We start from the raw sequence: 19,076 nt of genomic DNA, 5'->3' as shown, positions 1-19,076 counted from the left end.
TGACATTGGGCCTCAGCCTCCTCAACGAGCAAGCTCGCCTGCGGGGTCTTCAACTCATGCTATTCCCGCTGGAAAGATATTGGACGAACTGTAATTCGTCCAATATCTTTGCGACGAGTAACCGCAGGAGCACATGTTTTCTCGCCGCCTTTCACTACAATAACCTACTAAACTAAAAAACTAATTTTCAGGTATTAGCTTTTATTATTAAAGAACTTAATTTAGGTGTTGTCTCGGTATTGTCCAATCAAGGATCTATAAACCTTAGTCTATTTATGGCTAGTTATTTGGCCATTCAATCAGCTCGGACTAATAAGAAAAATGTAGGTAAAACCAAGAGGCAAACTTATTACTTTGACGTTGATAAATGTAAAACTTGTCCGTATCGAGAAGGTTGTTACACCGAAGATGCGAAAGTAAGACCTATTTTGTGACCACAAAGTCGATAGAACATTAAAGGTCAAGAAGCCTTTCAAAATAGCGAGGAATTTAAAAGGAAAGCAAAATCTCGTTATAAAATTGAAGCGAAAAACGGTGAGCTAAAACATAGACATGGATATGATGTGGCTTTATATCCATGTCTATTTGGTATGCAAATGCAAGGAACCATAGCTATATTTGCGGTGAAGCTCAAACGAATTATGACCTTAATGAAGGAATCAAAATAAAAAAACACAAGGTAAAGGCGAGATTTCGTTTAGAATTGAACGAAATCTCGCCTTTTTTTCAAACTCACCTAAGAATGGATTTTTTAACGCGAGTTTTTCAGTGTTCTGTTTATATTAGGGAAGCTTACGGTTGCAACTGTTCTGTCATCCTGCCTTTTTCGATTCGAATACAACGTTTTGCGAGTTTTTGCGCATCGTCTATTCGGTGTGTCACGAAAATGATTGGAATGCTCCACAGTTCGTGTATCCGCAACAGTTCAGATTGACAGCGACTTCTTGTCTCATCATCAAGTGCTGAAAAGGGTTCATCCAAAAGTAGCATATCCGGTTTGGCAGCAAGTGCTCGTGCAAGTGCCACTCGTTGTTTTTCACCACCCGAAATCTGTTGAGGATATTTTGATAAGAGCAAGGAAATGTCGAGAATTTTTGTCAGTTCACTTATATGCGCTATATCATTGTTTCGTGTTGTACCATATAGAATGTTTTGTTCAACAGAAAGATGAGGAAACAGTGCATAATCTTGAAACAAATAACCGACTTTTCGCTTTTGAATTTTTAAGGGTTTTTTACTTTCTTTATAAAAATCCTTGCCATGCAGGGATATCCCTCCTGTATCTGGTTGCATAATCCCAGCGATGCAATTGAGTAAGGTTGTTTTTCCTGATCCTGATGATCCAACAACTGCTACTATTTCTTTGCCCATCTGAAACTGCATGTGCAATTCAAACTGCTCCAATTGTTTGCGGAAATCCACATTCAACATCCGCGTCACTCCCTTCCAATACGGTAAGCATTTTTTTTGCGCCAGTAATTCACCCATGTTATGGCCGTGACACCTACTGCTGAAATTACAATGACCCAAAAAACGGCTTTCTCCATCTCGCCCGCTTCATATGCAAAGTAAATGGCGAGTGGAATCGTCTCCGTTACTCCAGGAATATAACCCGCAATCATAAGAGTTGCTCCAAATTCACCAATGCCTCGCGCAAAGGAAAGGATCAAGCCCGCCAGTATACCCGACCAGGCGAGCGGAAACGTGATGGTCCGAAAAATGCGCCACTCTGAAACTCCCATTGTCCGAGCGACGTTTTCCCAACGAGGATCTACTTTTTCAAAAGCAGCCATCACACTCTGATACATAAGTGGAAGTGACACAACAAATGAAGCGATTGCAGCACCGATCCATGAAAATACGATTCGAATACCAAATAAGTCCTCAAGCAGTTTACCGAAGGGACCATTCATGCCAAATAACACAATAAGTCCGAAACCAATAACAGTCGGCGGCAACACAAGTGGCAAGAGAATTAATGCGTCGATGGCACTTTTTCCGAAAAACTCGTGTCGGCTCATGAAGCGAGCGAGAATGAGGCTTGTGAAAAATACAAGAATTGTTGAAATCGTTGCTACTTTCAGCGACAAGAAAAGGGGCGATAAATCGTACGCAATCATGGATTATCCCCCTTTAACCTTAATAAACCCGTATTGTTCAAGAATTTTCTGGCCTTCTTTTCCTGTTAAAAATGTTAAAAATGCTTCCGCCACTTCCCTGTTTTGAGATTCTTCAGTTATGCCTGCTGGATAAATAATTGGATGCTTACTTTCAGGTAGTTCGCTGATAATTTTGATGTTTTGCGATACCTTGGTATCAGAGAAATAGATAATACCAAGCGCTGCATTGCCACTCTCTATATATGTAAGCACTTGGCGTGCATCTTTGGCATAAATCATTTTCCCTTTTAATGCTTCCCATAACTCAAGACTGTCGAGTGCTTGTTTTGTATATTCACCAAGTGGAACGCTTTCCGGTTCACCGATTGCGATGGTTTCATGAGTAGACATCAACAACTGAGAAAAGTCATTACTTTCTGAGTGATTTAATGAAGCGAGCACGAGCCGATTTTCTGCAAAAGGCATGACAGTTTCTTTTATAATCAACCCTTCATCAGCCAGTATATCCATATCTTCAAGGCTCGCTGACAGAAACACATCTGCAGGTGCCCCTTGATGAATTTGGCTTCTTAATTTTCCCGAGGAACCAAAGTTGAACATCAATTTAGTGTTCGGTTGTACTTTGCCGAATTCAACTTCTATAGCTAACATGGCTTCTTTAAGACTGGACGCTGTTGAAATGACAAGTTCACTGTCATTATCAGGAGACGGTTTCCCACAGGCTCCGAGTACGACTAACATCAATAAGAGAATCATATTTTTCATACAGTATCTCCTTGTTCATCAAATGTAGGAGTCGCAATTCAGTCAATGCACTTGACTTGAAAAGCGACTCCTATTTTATATAGCCTGTTTAACACGATCGAAAAGAACGTTATTTTCAAGGTGTATGTGATGGAATGTATCTGCTTCAAGGTCCGCTAGTCTTTTTAATACTAGTCTGTGCGTGCCGCATGCCTCTTCCGGAGGTTGGAAGCTATTTGTAATTTCATTTAGTTCCTTTAATAAGTTCCCGGCATTTTCATGCTCGTCTTCAAGCTCTGTCAAATGAGGTTTTAATAAGTTTGCAGTTTCGGTAGATGGATTTAGGAAAAATTCTTTAATTAACGGAAAAACGTTATTGTCTTCATCATCTGTATGTTCAAGTAATTCTCGTTTCAAATGTTTAAAGATTTCGTTGACCCTGATGATATGGGGGTAACGTTCACCATGAACTTTTACTAGCTTCGTTACGTATGGAGTGAGTGCCGGAAGTTCTTCACGCAATTTCACATGATATTTTTCTTGAATATGGGCAATCAGTTCCACAGGCTCGAGTGAAGATGGCAGTTTTCTATCATGTTGTGCTTGTTTTTTTTCTACTTCAAGGACTTGTGCCAAAACTTCTTCCACGTCGAGTCCGCGTTCTTTTACTGCTTGATGCAAGGGGATTTTACCGCCGCAACAGAAATCAATGCGTAATTCACGAAACAAATCGCCGGTTCTTGGAACTTCCTTTACAATATTGGCTACTGTTGTATCTATAGTTAAACTCATCATATATTCCTCCTGTTAGTGATTTTTATTCTCAATTAGAATACTAAATGGTTCGACCATTTCAGCCAATCAGGGACTTCCCTCTTTCACTTACGGGAATGTCCTAAGGGGGAAATTCTGCTAATTTCCTATGATATACTAAAAAAAATTGAATGATAGATAGAAAGGGTGTTAAAAACATGTCTGGACCATCTTTGCGCCAAAAACATGCTCACCACGCGATTCATCAAGGAGGGCTGTCGGGTGCCATTACAAAAACCGATGAAATGGAAGAGTTGTTGGCAGCAAAAGAATTTGAAGTAGCACGTCAAGCTGCAGACCACTTACTTGAATATTGGGAAACACGGATCATTAGTCATGCTGACGCTGAAGAGGAAGACTTTTATAAAGAAGTGGTAGAGGAGAATCCAGATCTCTCAGAGGTTGTAGTAAAACTAACACGTGATCATGACCTATTGCGAATTATTGCAACAGATATAAAACAAATGCTCAATGATGCTGGCCTCACTCTAGAAGTAGTGCAGCAATTCCACGCTCTTCTAGTGATTAATGCTATACACAGTCGCGATGAGGAACGACTTTTACTCGGGGAACCAACGATATGACAAAACTTCATGGAGAAAAATTCGATATTATTGGACGAAATACCCCCTGCTCTTGTCAAAGTGGAAAAAAACACAAAAAATGTTGCGGTACAAACGAAGGCACTGATCGGCTGAACGATGAACTTGATCAAGCCATGCAAAAAGTGTTGCAAGATTTCTTTGAAAATAATCCTCATCCTTCCGAACAAAAGGCATTACTCGCTTGGAAAGACAAAAATGAGGATCTTCTTGTACCGCTTTACGGCAAAGAAAAATCAGGCAGTATTATCGGTGATATCTATTTCTTCCTTGAGCGAGTAGATATTTGGAATTCATTTATCCATAGAAAAATACTTAAAGAAGAACGTCACCAGATTCGAAAAATTCTTGAAGATTGGTTAAATCCCGTTTTTCTAGTGGGGAAAATTCTTTCTGTGACTAATTACCAAGCACAAGTACAAGATTTATTATCTGTAAACGTACTTCAAATAGATGTTAATGAGTCGTTTCCAGTTGAATCTGGAAATATAGCTATCGGCTTTTATTTACCGGATATACGCCACTCGGATCGATTGATGGTACTCAATAGTGTGACTGTGGCTGTAGAAGTAAAAGAAGACACCATTCAGAAATTAAGCGATATGTACGGTTCTTCAGAAATTGATTCGGTACAAGGATTTTACAGAGAAAACATCATGACGTTATATCAACTTTTTAGCAATGGTCTGAGCGCAAGTAACAATGTATCAAGTGAAGTAATCGCAACGGTGAATGCACTCGAACAATTTTTGATTGATGAAGATTTGAAGAGTGACGATTTAATTGAAGGTTTCTTTCATTATCTCGAACTCCAGCCTAACGTGCCAAAAGCGGCAATTGCAGGTGCCGTTCAGTTTGGAATCGACTATCGACTTATTAAATTCGAATGGAGTAAAGAGAAAATCGCTGATTACTTTGCGGTGGATTCAACTGAAATCAATCTGTTTGCAGAAGATCTACGTGCGTTTTATAGTGAAGCATCAACCCATGAAGATGAAAAAGAAGCGACCTATGCTTTTGAAGTGGGCACTGACCCGAAAACAAATGAATATCAGAACTGGCAGCTTCTTATGCATTTGAAAAATTTAACGATTACAAGTGATACTGTGTTGAAACGCCACATGGATTATTATCACGGTGAACCATATATTCCGAAATCTAAAATTGAAGAAGCACAGCTCCTTGCCTATGAAGCGTATGCCATTAAAACGGACATATTGCGAGCTGAAAAAGCACAAGCAGTACTCCAGCTCCATTCCCAAATTGTGGATGAGTTTTTACTAGCTGCTGATGCAGAATCGAACAACAATGAACATGAGATATTATTAAAAGAAGCAATTGCTAGTGGGAGAGTAGATTTTGAACCAGATATGGATGTAGCTTGGCTTTATGTTCCAAACCGCCCCTATTTACGTGCCCTTTTTCTGCTGGGTATTCATTATTGGCAACAAGGCCGTTTTGAAGAAGCTTTTAAAGAATTTTACAGGTTGCTACAATTGAATCCTGGTGATCATCAAGGTGTCCGTTATTTGGCGATGTCCACGTTAATAGCACTTGCAAGATTAGATGAAGCGGATAGCATTATTAATCACTATGAAGACCAACAAACAGATAACGCATTTTATGCGTGGTTTAAATGGCTGATTCAATTGAAGAAGACGAACTTGCTTTCAACAGCAACGCAGGCAACTTTTTTAGAAGCAGTTGATAAAAATCCCTATGTTAAGAAACACGTGGAAAAGCGTCCTAAAGCTAATCCATATCCAAAGTCTATCATTCTCTCTCCACGCTCACCGGAAGAGGCAAAGCTAATTTGGACATTTTTAGAACCAGGTTTTTAAACTTGGAACCTAACATAGAACCTTTCTTCTCTGTCTCATAACTGTCGAAAATATTATGATTAAAATGATAAACTTTAATTGTTGATGAATCATAAAAACAAAGGAGTGAAGTGCCATAGCTATTGAAATATATATGAACTTTAATGGGAATTGTCGAGAAGCGGTAGAATATTACACAGAGGTATTTAAAACAGAAGAACCAAAAATTATGACATTTGGTGAAATGCCGCCGAGTGAAGAGTACCCTCTACCGGAAGAAGCTAAAAATCTAATTATGCACACTCGTTTGAATATGTGTGGAAGTGTTGTTATGTTTTCTGATATATTCCCTGGTATGACTTTTGTTCAGGGTACTAATATTAGTCTAGCAATAGTTAGTGATAACCTTGATGAGATTAAGTCATTATTTAATCAATTAAAAGTAGATGGAACTGTTGGTATGGAGCTTCAAGAAACATTCTGGAGTAAATGTTACGGTAGTGTTAAAGATAAGTTTGGGATTGAATGGCAATTTAACTATGGATCTGGTGAAATGTAAGTACATGTTCAACTCATAAATTCTATCTAATGAATACACATATGAATATAGAAAAAACCCGTTGAAAAGTTAATTTTCAACGGGTTTTTCATATAATTCTTATACTCGATTGTTGTCAGCTTTCCATTTTACAATGGCTTTCTTAATCTCATTTGGCTTAAGATTTTCTTTCACCGCACGTTCACTAAGAGTTGGAAACTCCTTTTCATCAGCAAAACGCAAGGCAATGATTTGCCCATTGCTTAGATTTGGATCTAATAATTTGCCTGTTAAAACAAAATGACGTAAATTCTCTTCCGCTCGGATAGCTCGATCTTGGATTTTCATTGAATATAATCTGACAAGGATTGCAATAATAATGATGCTTGCGACCATCAGTAAAAGTAAGATAGATTGCAAAACATTGTCTCCTGAATTAAGTGAGCGAAACAAATTGATAATAGAAACGATCAATGTCCCGAGTAATAGACTTAATAAAACATAATGATAAAGCGGGTGCATCCGTACATGTGTTTTATAATCTTGTTTTTTCATAAAAGACTCCTTCTTATCCTATTTTAATTATGTCTATTCCCATTTAAATGTGTAACTTGCTATTATGAATGCTCCAACTAGCCAACAGCCTAATATTAGAGCATCTGAACCAAGGGCCATAAAAGGTGTTCCTACATTCATTGTTTCACGCAAAGCATGACTTAAATGAGAAATCGGTAAAACATTCACAATCGGTTGAAGGTAGGCTGGCATATCACGAATCGGGAAAAATACGCCCCCTAAGAACAACATGGGAAAAGATAAAAAAGCAGCGATTGGTGATGCACTTTCAGGTGTTTTGGCAATTCCAGCAATGATAAATCCAATCGCCATAAAAGCAAGTGTTCCTAAAATAACAAACGTAATTAAACTTAACCAGGATCCGTTTACACTAATTCCGAAAATTAGGTTGGCCACTGCTAATACGATAAGTGCCTGCATTCCATTTAACATTAATCTCGCAGTAATTTGTGCGGCGATAAATGTTGAAGCTTTTAACGTCGTCCCTTGCATTCTTCTTAAAATGCCGCGCTCTCTCCAAGCAGCAATCTGCCCTGCAACTCCGTTCATATTGTTACTCATGATCATCATTGCTAGAATACCTGGCACTAGGAAATCAATATATTTCAAATCCAACGCTTCAACTCCGCGTGAATCGGTTACAATGCTGGGTGTGTAATTTGCTTTTTCCTTACTAATTCCATCAACAACACTACTAACTATTGTTAAGCCCACTTGTGAAATAGCAAGGTTAGTTTCATTGTAATAGACTGGAAGCTCAAAAGACTCAGTGTTTTCTTTCTCCTTCATCAATTCTTCGTAACCTTTAGGGATGATAACAACTAGTTGAAGATCTCCTTTTTTCACTTGATCTAGCGCTTTCTCTTCGCTAATGCTTGATTCAAGACGAATGGCTTCATTGTTGGCAAGTACTTTAGAGAATTCTTTCGACTGAGTCGTTTGATCTTGATCCACTACTCCAATAGAGACAGAAATGCCATTTCCATTTCCTAAGAAAGTGCCAAGCATCAGCATTAGAAATATCGGGAATGCAAGTGTCCAAAATAGAACTTGGCGATTTCGAAGGAATATACGTAGCTGGGATAAAGTTAATTGCCAATATGCCTTCATCCTTCTCTCAGACTCCTTCCTGTCATATGAATAAAGACGTCTTCTAACGTGGATGTTCTAGTTTGAAGATCTGTCAATTTTAAGTTTTTTAAAGAAGTCAATTGTATTAAATTAATTAATGTCACCTGAAGATCGTCGGTGTACAGAACATATGTATCCTTACGATTGCCTACTTGTTTCACTCCATTAAGCGATTCAAGCTCATCCTTCAGAAACTCTCCTTCAAATTGAAATTCTACCGCACTATCAGACTCTAAACTTTTCACGAGTCCTGAAGGGGTATCTAAAGCAATGAGATTGCCTTGATCCATTATGGCAATGCGGTCACAAAGAACATGAGCTTCATCCATATAATGCGTGGTTAATACAGTGGTCTTGCCTTTTTCTTTTAATTTCAAGACAATATCCCATAGTGTTCGTCTAGCCTGAGGATCGAGACCAGTCGTAGGTTCATCTAAGAAAAGTATCCAAGGATCATGAACCAGAGCAAGCGCAATCGCCAAACGTTGTTTCTGACCACCCGAAAGAGTCTTGATTCGACTTTTGGTTTTTTCTGTTAAACTCATTTCCTCAATTAGATCAGAAATTGATACATTTTTTTGATAAAAACTTGCATATAAGCGAAGGATTTCTTCAACAGTAAGTAGTTCGAATAACGTTGTAGATTGTAGTTGAATTCCGATTACTTCTTTGACTTTCTTTAAGTCTCGTGAAATATCAAATCCACCGATGATTGCTGTTCCCCCATCAGATTTTCGCAGGCCCACCATCATTTCTAACGTTGTCGACTTCCCCGCCCCATTTGGTCCAAGTAGACCAAATATTTCCCCTTTTTTCACAGAAAAGCCAATCCCATTAACAGCTGTAAAGCTACCGTATTTCTTTACAAGATTTTTTACTTCAATCATTGTTTCTTCCTGATTTTGCATTCTTCACACTCCTGCTATGTATCTATAATAATATTCTATTCTCTAAATAAGAATATATCTATCTTGAATCTTCTTTTTCATCAACTGGAAAACTCATGGTAATTAAAAAGTATATCAGTCTTAAGTGATTGTTAGGGTTTCAAAGCTCTTTACGAGAAGAGAAGTGGAATAAATAGTGTTACTTCTTTCAGTAAACTTAGATTGTAGCGAAACTACTAACTTACTTACCTAATATACATACTTTTATAAGAAATCAGAATATTCCCCTTTATATATTATATCATTATGCTATAATATTCCAAAAGAGGAGGAATGACAGTGGAGAAGGTTGAACAGGTTGAGCAGGTGTTAAGAGCAATTCAAGATGATTATCCAGATGATTTTGCATGGTGCTATGGGTGTGGTCAATTAAATGAAAATGGTCATCATTTTCGGACAGGGTGGCAAGGTGAAAATACATTAACTATTTACAATCCATCACCAGATCATATCGCTCTTCCTGGCTTTGTTTATGGAGGCGTGGTTGCATCACTAATTGATTGTCATGGGACAGGTTCAGCGGCATTAATGTTACATCGCAAAAACGGACATGAAGTAGGCGATGATGCGGAGCCTCCTCGTTTTGTGACAGCTTCTTTAAAAGTCGAGTTTAAAAAGCCGACTCCACATGGCGTGCCGTTAAAAGCAATTGGAACTGTACATGAAATACACCCGAAAAAGTGGAAAGTAGATGTAGAGGTCTTTGCTAATGATATTCTTTGTGCTACTGGAGAAGTTATGGCTGTAGTAATGCCAAGTACTTTCGCAAAAAAAGAGTAGACTAAGTAGTTAAATATAACCAGTATAGACTCTAATACTTCTATACTGGTTAATTCTTATTTAAGTTACAAATAGAAGCTAATATTTATCCAGTATATATGAATTTTTGATTTTATCGATAGCTAATATTTAGAACTGGTCATAATTAAGCTGAATTTCTCGTTTAGTAGTTTATTTAATTTGAAAGTAATTTTCAATATGTTATAATAATACTTAGAAGAGCATAAACTAAAAAAGACCGAATGGTGTAACCAGCACCATTCAGTCATGTAATAGCAGGTTCCCTACAAGGGTGTCAGCGTAAATAGTGAGAAATAACCCATCTTGGCTGCTAACTCAAGGATGGGTTATTTTTTTTGGTTAAAGGACAATATCAAAACGACTAAAGTTGCAAAAGCTATTGCAAACATCAGACTTTCAGCTACTGACACAGGCACCACCCCCTTTCAGGAAGTGAGCCAACCACCCTTGAGTACCTATACTAATACAACTCTATCATACCATTATTAACACAAGATTACTTGGGTATAATGGTTGAAATAAATAGTTGTACTCTTACATTATGAATGTCTATTTAAAGTAGAAAAATTTAAAGTTTACAATTTTTCACCAGTTGATCATGTGGCGATAGTTCTGGATTAACTAGGGATCTATTTTGATTTAAATTCGTATAATTCAGGAATTTTAAGTGAATAATTAGTACAGTACGAATAAAAAGGAGGATTTTTGATGAATGCTCAACGAGCGCAAGAAATTGCTGCATCCCCTATCTTGGCTGAAGTGTTTTGTGATGGAATTCCAATCTATATTCAGCATGTAGATGAAAATAAAGGAAGAGCTAGAATTTATCCTCTCAATGATCCGGAAAATGAACAAGAAGTATCATTAGGGAACTTAATAGAACAATAAAAATCAAAAATATTCTTGATGATAATTAATAACAACCACCATTCTAACTCTGGAGTGGTGGTTGTTATATGTGATTACGGTTTGTATATGACAAGATGCTCTTCATTAAGTATAAAAAACACACTCAATTTTCTTCACATCACCACTTCTTGATTAACATTTGGAATTCCTAACCAATCAGTAAGGTAAGGCAGATTTGCCATGGCATCATTATAGCCTTGATTATATAACATCGTAAGTTTCTCGGGATTGCGTTCAATTCGTCCTATATTAAATGCTTTGCTTGGACGTATTATTATTGCTTTTTTCTCTTCTTCTAATTTTTCTATAAAATCTAAGGTATCATTATACAACTGATACCTGTTCTCTAATGTATTTACTAATCCTTTATAATCTCTATAGAAATAAGAAGTAAATTTTGTAAGTGAGGATTTTGCTTTACGATATCCTTTTTCTTTTGTTAATACAATGATGGGTTTATCGACGCAATCAGCCAACGCCTTATGTATAGGTATTGGATCACTTATTCCCCCATCCATTAATAAGCTCCCTTGATAGTCAATTGCACGTGCCATAAAAGGCAAAGAGCTAGATGCACGAATAATGGTTAAGATATCTTTAGAAGATGTAGATTTATTAAAATATACAGGTTCACCAGTCAAACAGTTAGTCGCTCCAATAACAAACTCCTCGGGTGATTGGGTGAAGCGAGCAAAGTCAAAAGGGACTAAAGTATTTGGAATTTCATTAAAGATAAGATTCATACCAAAAAGCTCCCTTTTAAGAATCAGGTTTTTTATTGATATGTAATCTGGATGGTTGACATAACCTATCGTCACTTGATGATTTCGTCCTAGTTGTCTTGATATATAAGAAGCCGCATTACATGCACCTGCAGAAACACCGATAACATAATCCGGAAATAACCCATTCTCTAGAAAACATTCTAATACGCCTGACGTATATACACCACGCATGCCGCCACCCTCTAAAATAAGACCACTTTTCATACTTATCCCTTCTTTCATTTTAAAAACGTTTTTTGAAAAAGAAGCCCAATACCTCCCTACATAGTAAATGCTACAGACACTATTAAAATGACAATAAATAAACAAAAATCTCATAGATAAATTGGTGATCAATAAAGGGGAAAAATCTTTTCAAACAAAAGGAATTGATGTTCTTCACTGATGCCCATAATTTAATGGCATTTATATGGAAATTGAAGAAGTAATAGCAAAAATAAGTCCTTTTGCTGAAAAAATTCTTCATTCTATTAGCAACATAGGTTTTACATTGGGGAAATTAAATATATATAACTTATTCAAGACATTTTTCGCTGTATCAAAGCTTAACTATGACTAGTGAGATATACTATTATTAGAACAGGAGTTGTTGCTCGATGTTAAAAAAACAGTTAGAAAAACATATAGCGTATGCACTAACTACAGAAGAGAAAAAGTTGAATTTATATCCAGAGGAAAAAGAGTATGTAGTAAAACATCAGTTACTTTCCAGTAATATCATAGTTGTAGATTTAGACTCGGATACTCGCTATTTTAATGCAGTTATTGAACGATGCAATAAAGAAACAGAAGAACTGATATCTAAAGAGAAACTTAGCTTTTTAAATCAACCATTAAATTACCTAAAGGTACACAGAAATGAATTTCTTTATGTTGAATCCACCTCACTTGAGAATATCGGCGTAGACTCAATTGCATTAGAATTTGATGAAGTATTTGAAGCCTATACTGCTATGATGGGATTGAAACTGCAAAAGAAATTCGGTGATGCAATTAAAACGTATTTTGACAATCATTTGCAAGGGGATAAAACTGAATACAGTGTGTTGTTTTCGACAGAAGATGGCATGTGGCATGTGAATTTCCCTATAAATTTTGTTGATCAATTTCACATGGAAATGTCGCTAAAAGAGGCTTATGAATTAATTTACCGATTTTTATTTACATTAGTAGAGGATGTTGAGGACAATCAATAAATAGTATGTAACATTACTTCTACTCAAAACAATGAAAAACGAGAAACTCATCAAATATTTGATGGGTTTCTCGTTTTTCGTTTTTATTCAGTTTTTAACATTTAAATAATTAAAGTAATTCAAAATGTAAATAAATTAAACGGATAATAACGCTTTGTCACTCGTCAACTTTTCACCACGGATACGCTGAAATTCATCCATTAATTTTGGAATGGTTAATCTCTTCTTCTCCACAGCGTCTATTTCTAAAATGATTTGTCCTTTATCCATCATAATAAGCCTGTTCCCTAAGTCTAAAGCTTGTTGCATATTATGAGTAATCATCAGTGTTGTGAGCTGATTTTTTTCAACAAGTTCTTTTGTTAAATTGGTAATCAACTCTGCACGAGAAGGATCAAGTGCAGCAGTATGTTCATCCAGTAGTAAAATATCCGGTTGTGTGAAGGTAGCCATCAACAGTGAAAGAGCTTGTCTTTCTCCTCCTGAAAGCATTCCTACTTTTGCATTCAAACGGTTTTCAAGGTTTAAATGAAGTGTTTCAAGAGATTCACGGAACAATTCCCGACGTTTCTTGTCCACACCTATTCGTAACAGACGTTTTTTGTTCCGTGAATAAGCCATTGCAAGGTTTTCTTCGATTGTCATCGTGGGCGCAGTACCTGCCATTGGATCTTGAAATACTCTTCCAATCATCTGAGAACGCTTATATTCGGGTAATTTTGTCACGTCTTTTTTGGCAATTTCAATTTCACCAAAATCAGGAGTAAGCGCGCCGGAAATCATATTCAACATCGTCGATTTCCCAGCACCATTGCTTCCAATTACCGTCATAAAATCACCTGGATTTAACTTAAGGTTTATTTGATCTAAAGCAATTTTTTCATCAGGTGTTGCTTCATTAAATAATTTATTAATCTGGATGAGGTTTAGCAACTGCAGCTCCCCCCTTCGTTCGCGAATTTTGATACTCTGCTAAGCGCTCGGCATGCCGTTTAGCTTTTCTATTTTTTTCTCGTTTCTTTTCAAAGTACTGAGGTAAAATCAACGCACCAATTACGATAACGGCAGTAATTAATTTCATGTCTCCCGTATCAAGGAAGTCTACTCTAAGTGCTAGACCAAGTACAATTCTATAAATAATTGCCCCAGCAATAACAGCAAATGTAGTTCGAACAATCGTTTTTGTACCAAATATGGCTTCACCGATAATGACAGAAGCCAATCCAATGATGATCATTCCGATTCCCATTCCAATGTCTGCAAACTTAGCATACTGAGCAATCAGTGCTCCTGAAAAGGCAACCAATGCATTTGAAAAACCAAGTCCAACAATAATGAGTGTGTCTGTATTAGCCGATAAGCTGCGAATCATTTTTTTATTATCGCCAGTAGCTCTTATGGCAAGTCCAACTTCAGTTTTCAAGAACCAATCTACAAGAAACTTAATTAGTAAAACGATGATGGTCATAATAAACAAAATACCCCATGTGGACGGTAAATATTGAACCCCCATCATACTGAACATATTGTTAATAGCCGTGTCTATTCCAAAAGAACCCCAAAATGATTGGAATTGATTAAACATTGTTTCGGCATTTAATAAGGGAATATTCGGTCGACCTATGGAATTCTCGGAAGTTAGTCCCATTATTCGTAAATTTATAGAATATAAAGCAATCATCATCAATATTCCAGCAAGTAAGGCATTGATCTTCCCTTTTGTATGTAGAAGGCCGGTTACACAACCAGCCAAAAACCCAATAATAACGGCTACTGCTGTAGCTAACATCGGATGGTATCCTAAGATAATCATCGTGGCAGCAACTCCAGCTCCTGTTACAAAACTACCATCAACCGTTAAATCTGGAAAATCCAACACTCGAAATGAGATATACACTCCGAGTGCCATAATTGCATAGATGATTCCTTGCTCTACAGAGCCAAATACAGCTGAAAACATGTAGAATCACCTCCTGTTTTATTATTAAAAAATATAAGTTTTTTCGAGTAGAAATTATAGAACTGGGAGTAGCTATCTCTAGCTCTAAGAGCCAGCTCACACCTTAAGCTTCAGACCCTCATGCGGAAACAATTTTCCGAATCGTTTCTTCCAGCGCCGCTGATGAGCTATAAGGCGCATTCCGCTTTTCTTATTCGCTAAATTCAGCTTTCCACTCGTCTTTGATATCAAGTCCGATAACTGATGCTGTGTCTTTATTCATAGTGAAAATTAATTTTTGTGGAATTTGAACAGAAAGGTCAGCTGGTTTGCTTTCATCTTTTAGAATTTTTACTGCCATTTCTCCTGCTTCGTATCCGATGTCAAAGTATTCAAATCCGTATGCTGCTAAGGCACCTCGTTTTACAGAGTCAAATTCGGCAGCCACCATCGGTAGTTTATTGTCGTTTGCTACTGAAATGACAGATTCAAGTGCAGAAACAACTGTGTTATCTGTAATGATGTAGAAAGAATCTACTTTGCCAATCAATGATTCTGCGGCTTGTTTAACATCTGCAGACGTAGCAACAGACGCTTCAACAACTTCCATATCCATATCTTTTAGCATTTCTTTAACCGCGTCTACTTGCGCACGAGAGTTTTGCTCTCCTGAGTTAAACACCATACCAACTTTTTTAGCTCCTAATTCTTCTTTAAGGAACTTCATTGTATTTGCGATCGCATCAGGATGACTATCAATCGTACCTGTTATGTTACCGCCCGGCTTTTCCATTGATTCAACTAGCTCTGCTCCAACGGCATCTGTTACTGATGTGAACACAATCGGAATATCTGAAGTGGCGCTGGCCGCAGCCTGGGCACTTGGTGTTGAATTCGCAAATATTAAATCAACATTAGAGCTGACTAGGTTAGTTGCAATTGTCGTACTGGCACTTGCATCACCTTGTGCAATTTGGACGTTATATTCTGCTTCAATTCCTGCATCTTCTAACGCTTTTTGAAAGCCATCATATGCTGCGTCTAAAGAAGGATGTTCGACTATTTGAGTAACCCCAATTTTATATGTCTTTGTGTCATCACTAGATGTATCTTTTTCGGCTTCATCGCCTCCATCTCCACATGCTGCAAGAATTAGAACAGTACTAAAAAAAACAAGCCCAATTTTCTTCCAATTATTCTTCATTAAATTGTCCCCCTATTATTATCTAAGTTCTATTTTGTGAATCTTTGAAACTAAGGAATAGATTACTCAATATACTATATTGAAATATAAATTTAGTCTAAAAATTTTAAGAGTTCTGATAATTTAAGCGTTGAACATGTAGAGTTGCTATAAACTTAAAAGGATTTCAGTGCTATCTTCAATCATACATTTATATATTTAGATAAGAAAGAAATCTTTTCATCTACATTAATAAATATACGAGATTAGTAGCACAGAGCAAAAATAGTTAAAAACTATAGAAAATCTCTAATTTATTCACTGAATTCTGCTTTCCACTCGTCTTTAACTTTTAGCTCAATTGCTTCTACTGTCTCTTTGTTCATAACAAATCTTAATTCTTTAGGAACTTGAACTGGTAAATCGGACGGTTTACTACCTTCTTTTAAAATCTTAACAGCCATTAAGCCCGCTTCATATCCAAGATCAAAGTATTCAAAGCCAAATGCAGCTAAACCGCCTCGTTTTACTGAATCTAACTCACCAACCATCATTGGTATTTTGTTAGTTTTAGCTACTAAAACTACGGATTCAAGCGCTGAAACTACTGTGTTGTCTTTAATAATATATATTGAGTCAACTTTACCTATTAATGAATCTGCCGCTTGTTTCACTTCTGCCGATGTTGCAACAGACGCTTCCACAATATTTAGACCCAGTTCATTTTTCAATTCATTTACTCTATCCACCTGTACACGGGAGTTTTGTTCTCCTGAGTTAAATATAATTCCCACATTTTTTGCATCTAATTCTTCTTTTAGGAACGTCAAAGTATTCAAAATTACATCGGGATGCAAATCTATTGTACCTGTCACATTCCCTCCTGGACTTTCCATTGAATCAACCAACTCAGCACTTACAGCATCTGTAACGGAAGTGAAAACGATTGGAATTTCTTGTGTAGCACTAGCTACAGCTTGTGCACTTGGTGTTGAATTTGCAAAAATCAAATCTACTCCAGAATTAACGAGGTTACTAGCAATTGTAGTGTTCGCACTATTATCATTTTGTGCGTTTTCCACTGTATATTCTACCTCAAGCCCTTCATCTTCTATAGCCTTTTTAAAGCCATCATAAGCAGCATTTAATGATGGGTGTTCTACTATTTGAGTGACACCAATCTTATATTTCTTTGTTTCCCCAGTAGCTTTGTTTTCTCCTCCTTCACCACACCCTGCCAGGATTAGCGCAGTACTGAAAAAAACAATCCCAAATTTACCCCAAATATTCTTCATTAATTTTCCCCCTGCTAGTTTCTAATTCTATGTTGAAAAAACTTGTTCCCATATTATAATTTATCGTAATATTACACGCGCTTAAATAGTTAGTCAAATAGAGTATGAAAATTTTGTATATTTAGTTTATAAAAAAGGGGATTTCAGGTATTTATTTAACTTTAATAGATTAGTTGACAATACACGCTAGTAACTAATCCTATCCTTAATTACGTTTCAGCGGAAACTACTTAAATCGATAACAAATCTATCTTTCTAATTTTAATAGGTACAGCATGAATTGCTTGTCCAATAAGACCTTCCACCGCTTCAAGTAGTCCTTCATTTAATCCTGGATGCGCGTATGCAGGAAATTTTATATCTTCTTCTTTTGCAGCCATTTCTAACAGCTGGACAAAGGAACCCGACATGTCAATTGCACCCTCCCCGATCATTTGAATACCTGCAATTATATCGGTAGTTGAATCGGAAACCACTTTAATAAAGCCATCCTTTTTACTTGTAATTGTCGCATAACCGTTGCCTCCAAGAGGAAATCGGCTGACACGTACTTCCATGCCACAGTCACGTGCTTTTTGTTCAGTAAGACCAACACATACAATGGGAGGAATTGTGTGCGCAACAATTGGTAAAAAGGTGAGATCAACTTCCGGCGTTCCACCTGCAATAGATTCTACAGCCGCTTTTCCTTGCTTAATTGCCTTAACTGCTAGGAGAGGACCTTCCGTTACATCACCAATTGCATATATGGAAGGAATCGATGATTGCATATTTTTGTCCACCTTAATGAATCCTTCATCCGTTTGTTCTATTTTGAAGCGACTGATTCCTAGAGGTTCTATATTCGGTTTCCTATTCCCAGAAAAAAGTAGATATGATCCAATTATTTTCTCTTCAGAATTTTTATCGTTTAAACAAGTTACAGAAATTGCGTCCTCAGTTTCATTCGTAGAAATCAATTCAACTACTTTAATCACGTTAATTTTCCGTTTCTTGAATAATCGATTCAATTCCTTATTGATTGATTCATCAAATGGATAGCCTTCTTTATTATCGAGAAGAATCGTGACTTTTGCACCGAGTGCCGCAAAACTAGACGCTATTTCAAGAGCGATGTAATCACATCCATTTACGATAAGATGTTCTGGTACTTCTTCTAATTCAAATATTTCATGGGACAATAAAATTCGTTTTTCATTCCCCATCAATCCGGAAGGCATTTCCTGTGAACTGCCTGTCGCGATGATAGCCTGTTTAAATTCGTAAATGTCAAACTGATGTCCATTTTCCACACCAATTCTATCTACACCGAGAAATGTAGCTTTACCTAGGATTACTTCGATTTTGTTCTCCTTACAAAGACTCTCTACACCCAATCTAAGCCCATCAATCACAGACTCTTTGTAAGAAAGGAGTTTCTTTAAATTAAAGACTTCATCTCCATTCCCAATCCCTAAATCACGTAAATGAGCTGTATCTGCTAGTTTGGCTGCAGCGTGAGTAAAAACTTTGGAAGGAATACAACCTTTGTTTAAACAAACACCACCCAAATCTGCTTGTTCAATTAATGTTACTGAAAGCCCGAGCTGGGCACCTCGTATGGCAGCAGAGTAGCCACCGGGTCCACCACCGATGATAATTAGATCTCTTTCCTGAATGAGTTCCCCTACAACCATA

At 37.0% G+C, this 19,076-nt stretch carries 19 protein-coding genes and 1 pseudogene; 7 read left to right on the top strand and 13 right to left on the bottom strand.

What is annotated here, in order from left to right; translation table 11 throughout:
• Positions 1-296 precede the first annotated feature (296 nt).
• Positions 297-668, top strand: a pseudogene (locus C406_RS20915) (transposase); the annotation flags it as partial.
• Positions 669-792: 124 nt separating this feature from the next.
• Here the strand turns inward: C406_RS20915 and C406_RS0101165 are convergent.
• The 4 genes from C406_RS0101165 to ric all read right to left on the bottom strand — a co-directional run bounded on the left by C406_RS0101165 (position 793) and on the right by ric (position 3,659).
• Positions 793-1,431 carry an ATP-binding cassette domain-containing protein gene (locus C406_RS0101165; RefSeq protein WP_017378750.1) on the bottom strand — a complete coding sequence of 213 codons (639 nt, stop codon included), beginning with the start codon at positions 1,429-1,431 and terminating at the stop codon, positions 793-795.
• A 5-nt stretch (positions 1,432-1,436) separates the two neighbouring features.
• Complete coding sequence (gene modB / locus C406_RS0101160) at positions 1,437-2,120, bottom strand: molybdate ABC transporter permease subunit (protein WP_017378749.1); 684 nt, start codon at positions 2,118-2,120, stop codon at positions 1,437-1,439.
• Between the two features lie 3 nt (positions 2,121-2,123).
• Entirely contained in the window at positions 2,124-2,885 is a 762-nt protein-coding gene (gene modA, locus C406_RS0101155; RefSeq protein ID WP_017378748.1) for a molybdate ABC transporter substrate-binding protein, read from the bottom strand.
• Positions 2,886-2,960: 75 nt separating this feature from the next.
• A complete protein-coding gene (ric, locus tag C406_RS0101150) occupies positions 2,961-3,659 on the bottom strand; it encodes an iron-sulfur cluster repair di-iron protein (RefSeq protein ID WP_026045566.1) in 699 nt (232 codons plus the stop codon).
• A 176-nt stretch (positions 3,660-3,835) separates the two neighbouring features.
• Between ric and C406_RS0101145 the strand changes: the two genes are divergently transcribed.
• The 3 genes from C406_RS0101145 to C406_RS0101135 all read left to right on the top strand — a co-directional run bounded on the left by C406_RS0101145 (position 3,836) and on the right by C406_RS0101135 (position 6,658).
• Positions 3,836-4,261, top strand: a complete 426-nt coding sequence (locus C406_RS0101145) for a hemerythrin domain-containing protein (protein ID WP_017378746.1) — start codon at positions 3,836-3,838, stop codon at positions 4,259-4,261.
• Positions 4,258-6,120, top strand: a complete 1,863-nt coding sequence (locus C406_RS0101140) for a tetratricopeptide repeat protein (protein ID WP_017378745.1) — start codon at positions 4,258-4,260, stop codon at positions 6,118-6,120. The genes C406_RS0101145 and C406_RS0101140 overlap by 4 nt, the downstream gene beginning before the upstream one ends.
• Before the next feature lie 133 nt (positions 6,121-6,253).
• Positions 6,254-6,658: a VOC family protein gene (locus C406_RS0101135; RefSeq protein WP_017378744.1), complete on the top strand. Its 405-nt coding sequence runs from the start codon at positions 6,254-6,256 to the stop codon at positions 6,656-6,658.
• A 99-nt stretch (positions 6,659-6,757) separates the two neighbouring features.
• On the opposite strand, the gene C406_RS0101130 is transcribed toward C406_RS0101135, so the two are convergent.
• The 3 genes from C406_RS0101130 to C406_RS0101120 form a co-directional block, all read right to left on the bottom strand.
• A complete protein-coding gene (locus C406_RS0101130; protein ID WP_017378743.1) occupies positions 6,758-7,192 on the bottom strand; it encodes a DUF6526 family protein in 435 nt (144 codons plus the stop codon).
• 33 nt (positions 7,193-7,225) lie between these two features.
• Positions 7,226-8,221 (bottom strand): ABC transporter permease, encoded by a 996-nt coding sequence (locus C406_RS0101125; RefSeq protein WP_443146794.1) that lies wholly within the window; start codon positions 8,219-8,221, stop codon positions 7,226-7,228.
• A gap of 98 nt (positions 8,222-8,319) precedes the next feature.
• Positions 8,320-9,252 (bottom strand): ABC transporter ATP-binding protein, encoded by a 933-nt coding sequence (locus tag C406_RS0101120; RefSeq protein WP_017378741.1) that lies wholly within the window; start codon positions 9,250-9,252, stop codon positions 8,320-8,322.
• Positions 9,253-9,570: 318 nt separating this feature from the next.
• Here C406_RS0101120 and C406_RS0101115 point away from each other — a divergent pair, with 318 nt between their 5' ends.
• Complete coding sequence (locus C406_RS0101115; protein WP_017378740.1) at positions 9,571-10,071, top strand: PaaI family thioesterase; 501 nt, start codon at positions 9,571-9,573, stop codon at positions 10,069-10,071.
• Between the two features lie 729 nt (positions 10,072-10,800).
• Positions 10,801-10,980: an H-type small acid-soluble spore protein gene (locus tag C406_RS0101105; RefSeq protein WP_017378739.1), complete on the top strand. Its 180-nt coding sequence runs from the start codon at positions 10,801-10,803 to the stop codon at positions 10,978-10,980.
• A gap of 134 nt (positions 10,981-11,114) precedes the next feature.
• Here C406_RS0101105 and C406_RS0101100 read toward each other — a convergent pair whose 3' ends face one another.
• Positions 11,115-12,008, bottom strand: coding sequence for a patatin-like phospholipase family protein (locus C406_RS0101100; RefSeq protein WP_017378738.1), 894 nt, complete (start codon positions 12,006-12,008; stop codon positions 11,115-11,117).
• Positions 12,009-12,382: 374 nt separating this feature from the next.
• On the opposite strand from C406_RS0101100, the gene C406_RS0101095 reads away from it, so the two are divergent.
• A complete protein-coding gene (locus C406_RS0101095; RefSeq protein ID WP_017378737.1) occupies positions 12,383-12,982 on the top strand; it encodes a hypothetical protein in 600 nt (199 codons plus the stop codon).
• A gap of 135 nt (positions 12,983-13,117) precedes the next feature.
• Here C406_RS0101095 and C406_RS0101090 read toward each other — a convergent pair whose 3' ends face one another.
• From C406_RS0101090 to C406_RS0101070, 5 genes are all read right to left on the bottom strand, one after another.
• Positions 13,118-13,915 carry an ABC transporter ATP-binding protein gene (locus C406_RS0101090; protein WP_017378736.1) on the bottom strand — a complete coding sequence of 266 codons (798 nt, stop codon included), beginning with the start codon at positions 13,913-13,915 and terminating at the stop codon, positions 13,118-13,120.
• Entirely contained in the window at positions 13,893-14,942 is a 1,050-nt protein-coding gene (locus C406_RS0101085) for an ABC transporter permease (RefSeq protein ID WP_017378735.1), read from the bottom strand. The genes C406_RS0101090 and C406_RS0101085 overlap by 23 nt, the downstream gene beginning before the upstream one ends.
• A gap of 190 nt (positions 14,943-15,132) precedes the next feature.
• The gene (locus C406_RS0101080) at positions 15,133-16,125 is read right to left on the bottom strand and encodes an ABC transporter substrate-binding protein (RefSeq protein ID WP_017378734.1); all 993 of its coding nucleotides are present in this window, start codon (positions 16,123-16,125) and stop codon (positions 15,133-15,135) included.
• Positions 16,126-16,418: 293 nt separating this feature from the next.
• Positions 16,419-17,399, bottom strand: a complete 981-nt coding sequence (locus C406_RS0101075; RefSeq protein ID WP_017378733.1) for an ABC transporter substrate-binding protein — start codon at positions 17,397-17,399, stop codon at positions 16,419-16,421.
• 230 nt (positions 17,400-17,629) lie between these two features.
• Complete coding sequence (locus C406_RS0101070) at positions 17,630-19,075, bottom strand: dihydrolipoyl dehydrogenase family protein (protein WP_017378732.1); 1,446 nt, start codon at positions 19,073-19,075, stop codon at positions 17,630-17,632.
• Between the last annotated feature and the right edge of the window lies 1 nt (position 19,076).

Origin of the sequence: Paenisporosarcina sp. TG-14, from assembly GCF_000297555.1 — a bacterium.
Lineage (GTDB): Bacteria > Bacillota > Bacilli > Bacillales_A > Planococcaceae > Paenisporosarcina > Paenisporosarcina antarctica.
The sequence above is the reverse complement of the archived record's forward strand: the minus strand, read 5'-3'. Positions and strand labels throughout refer to the sequence as shown.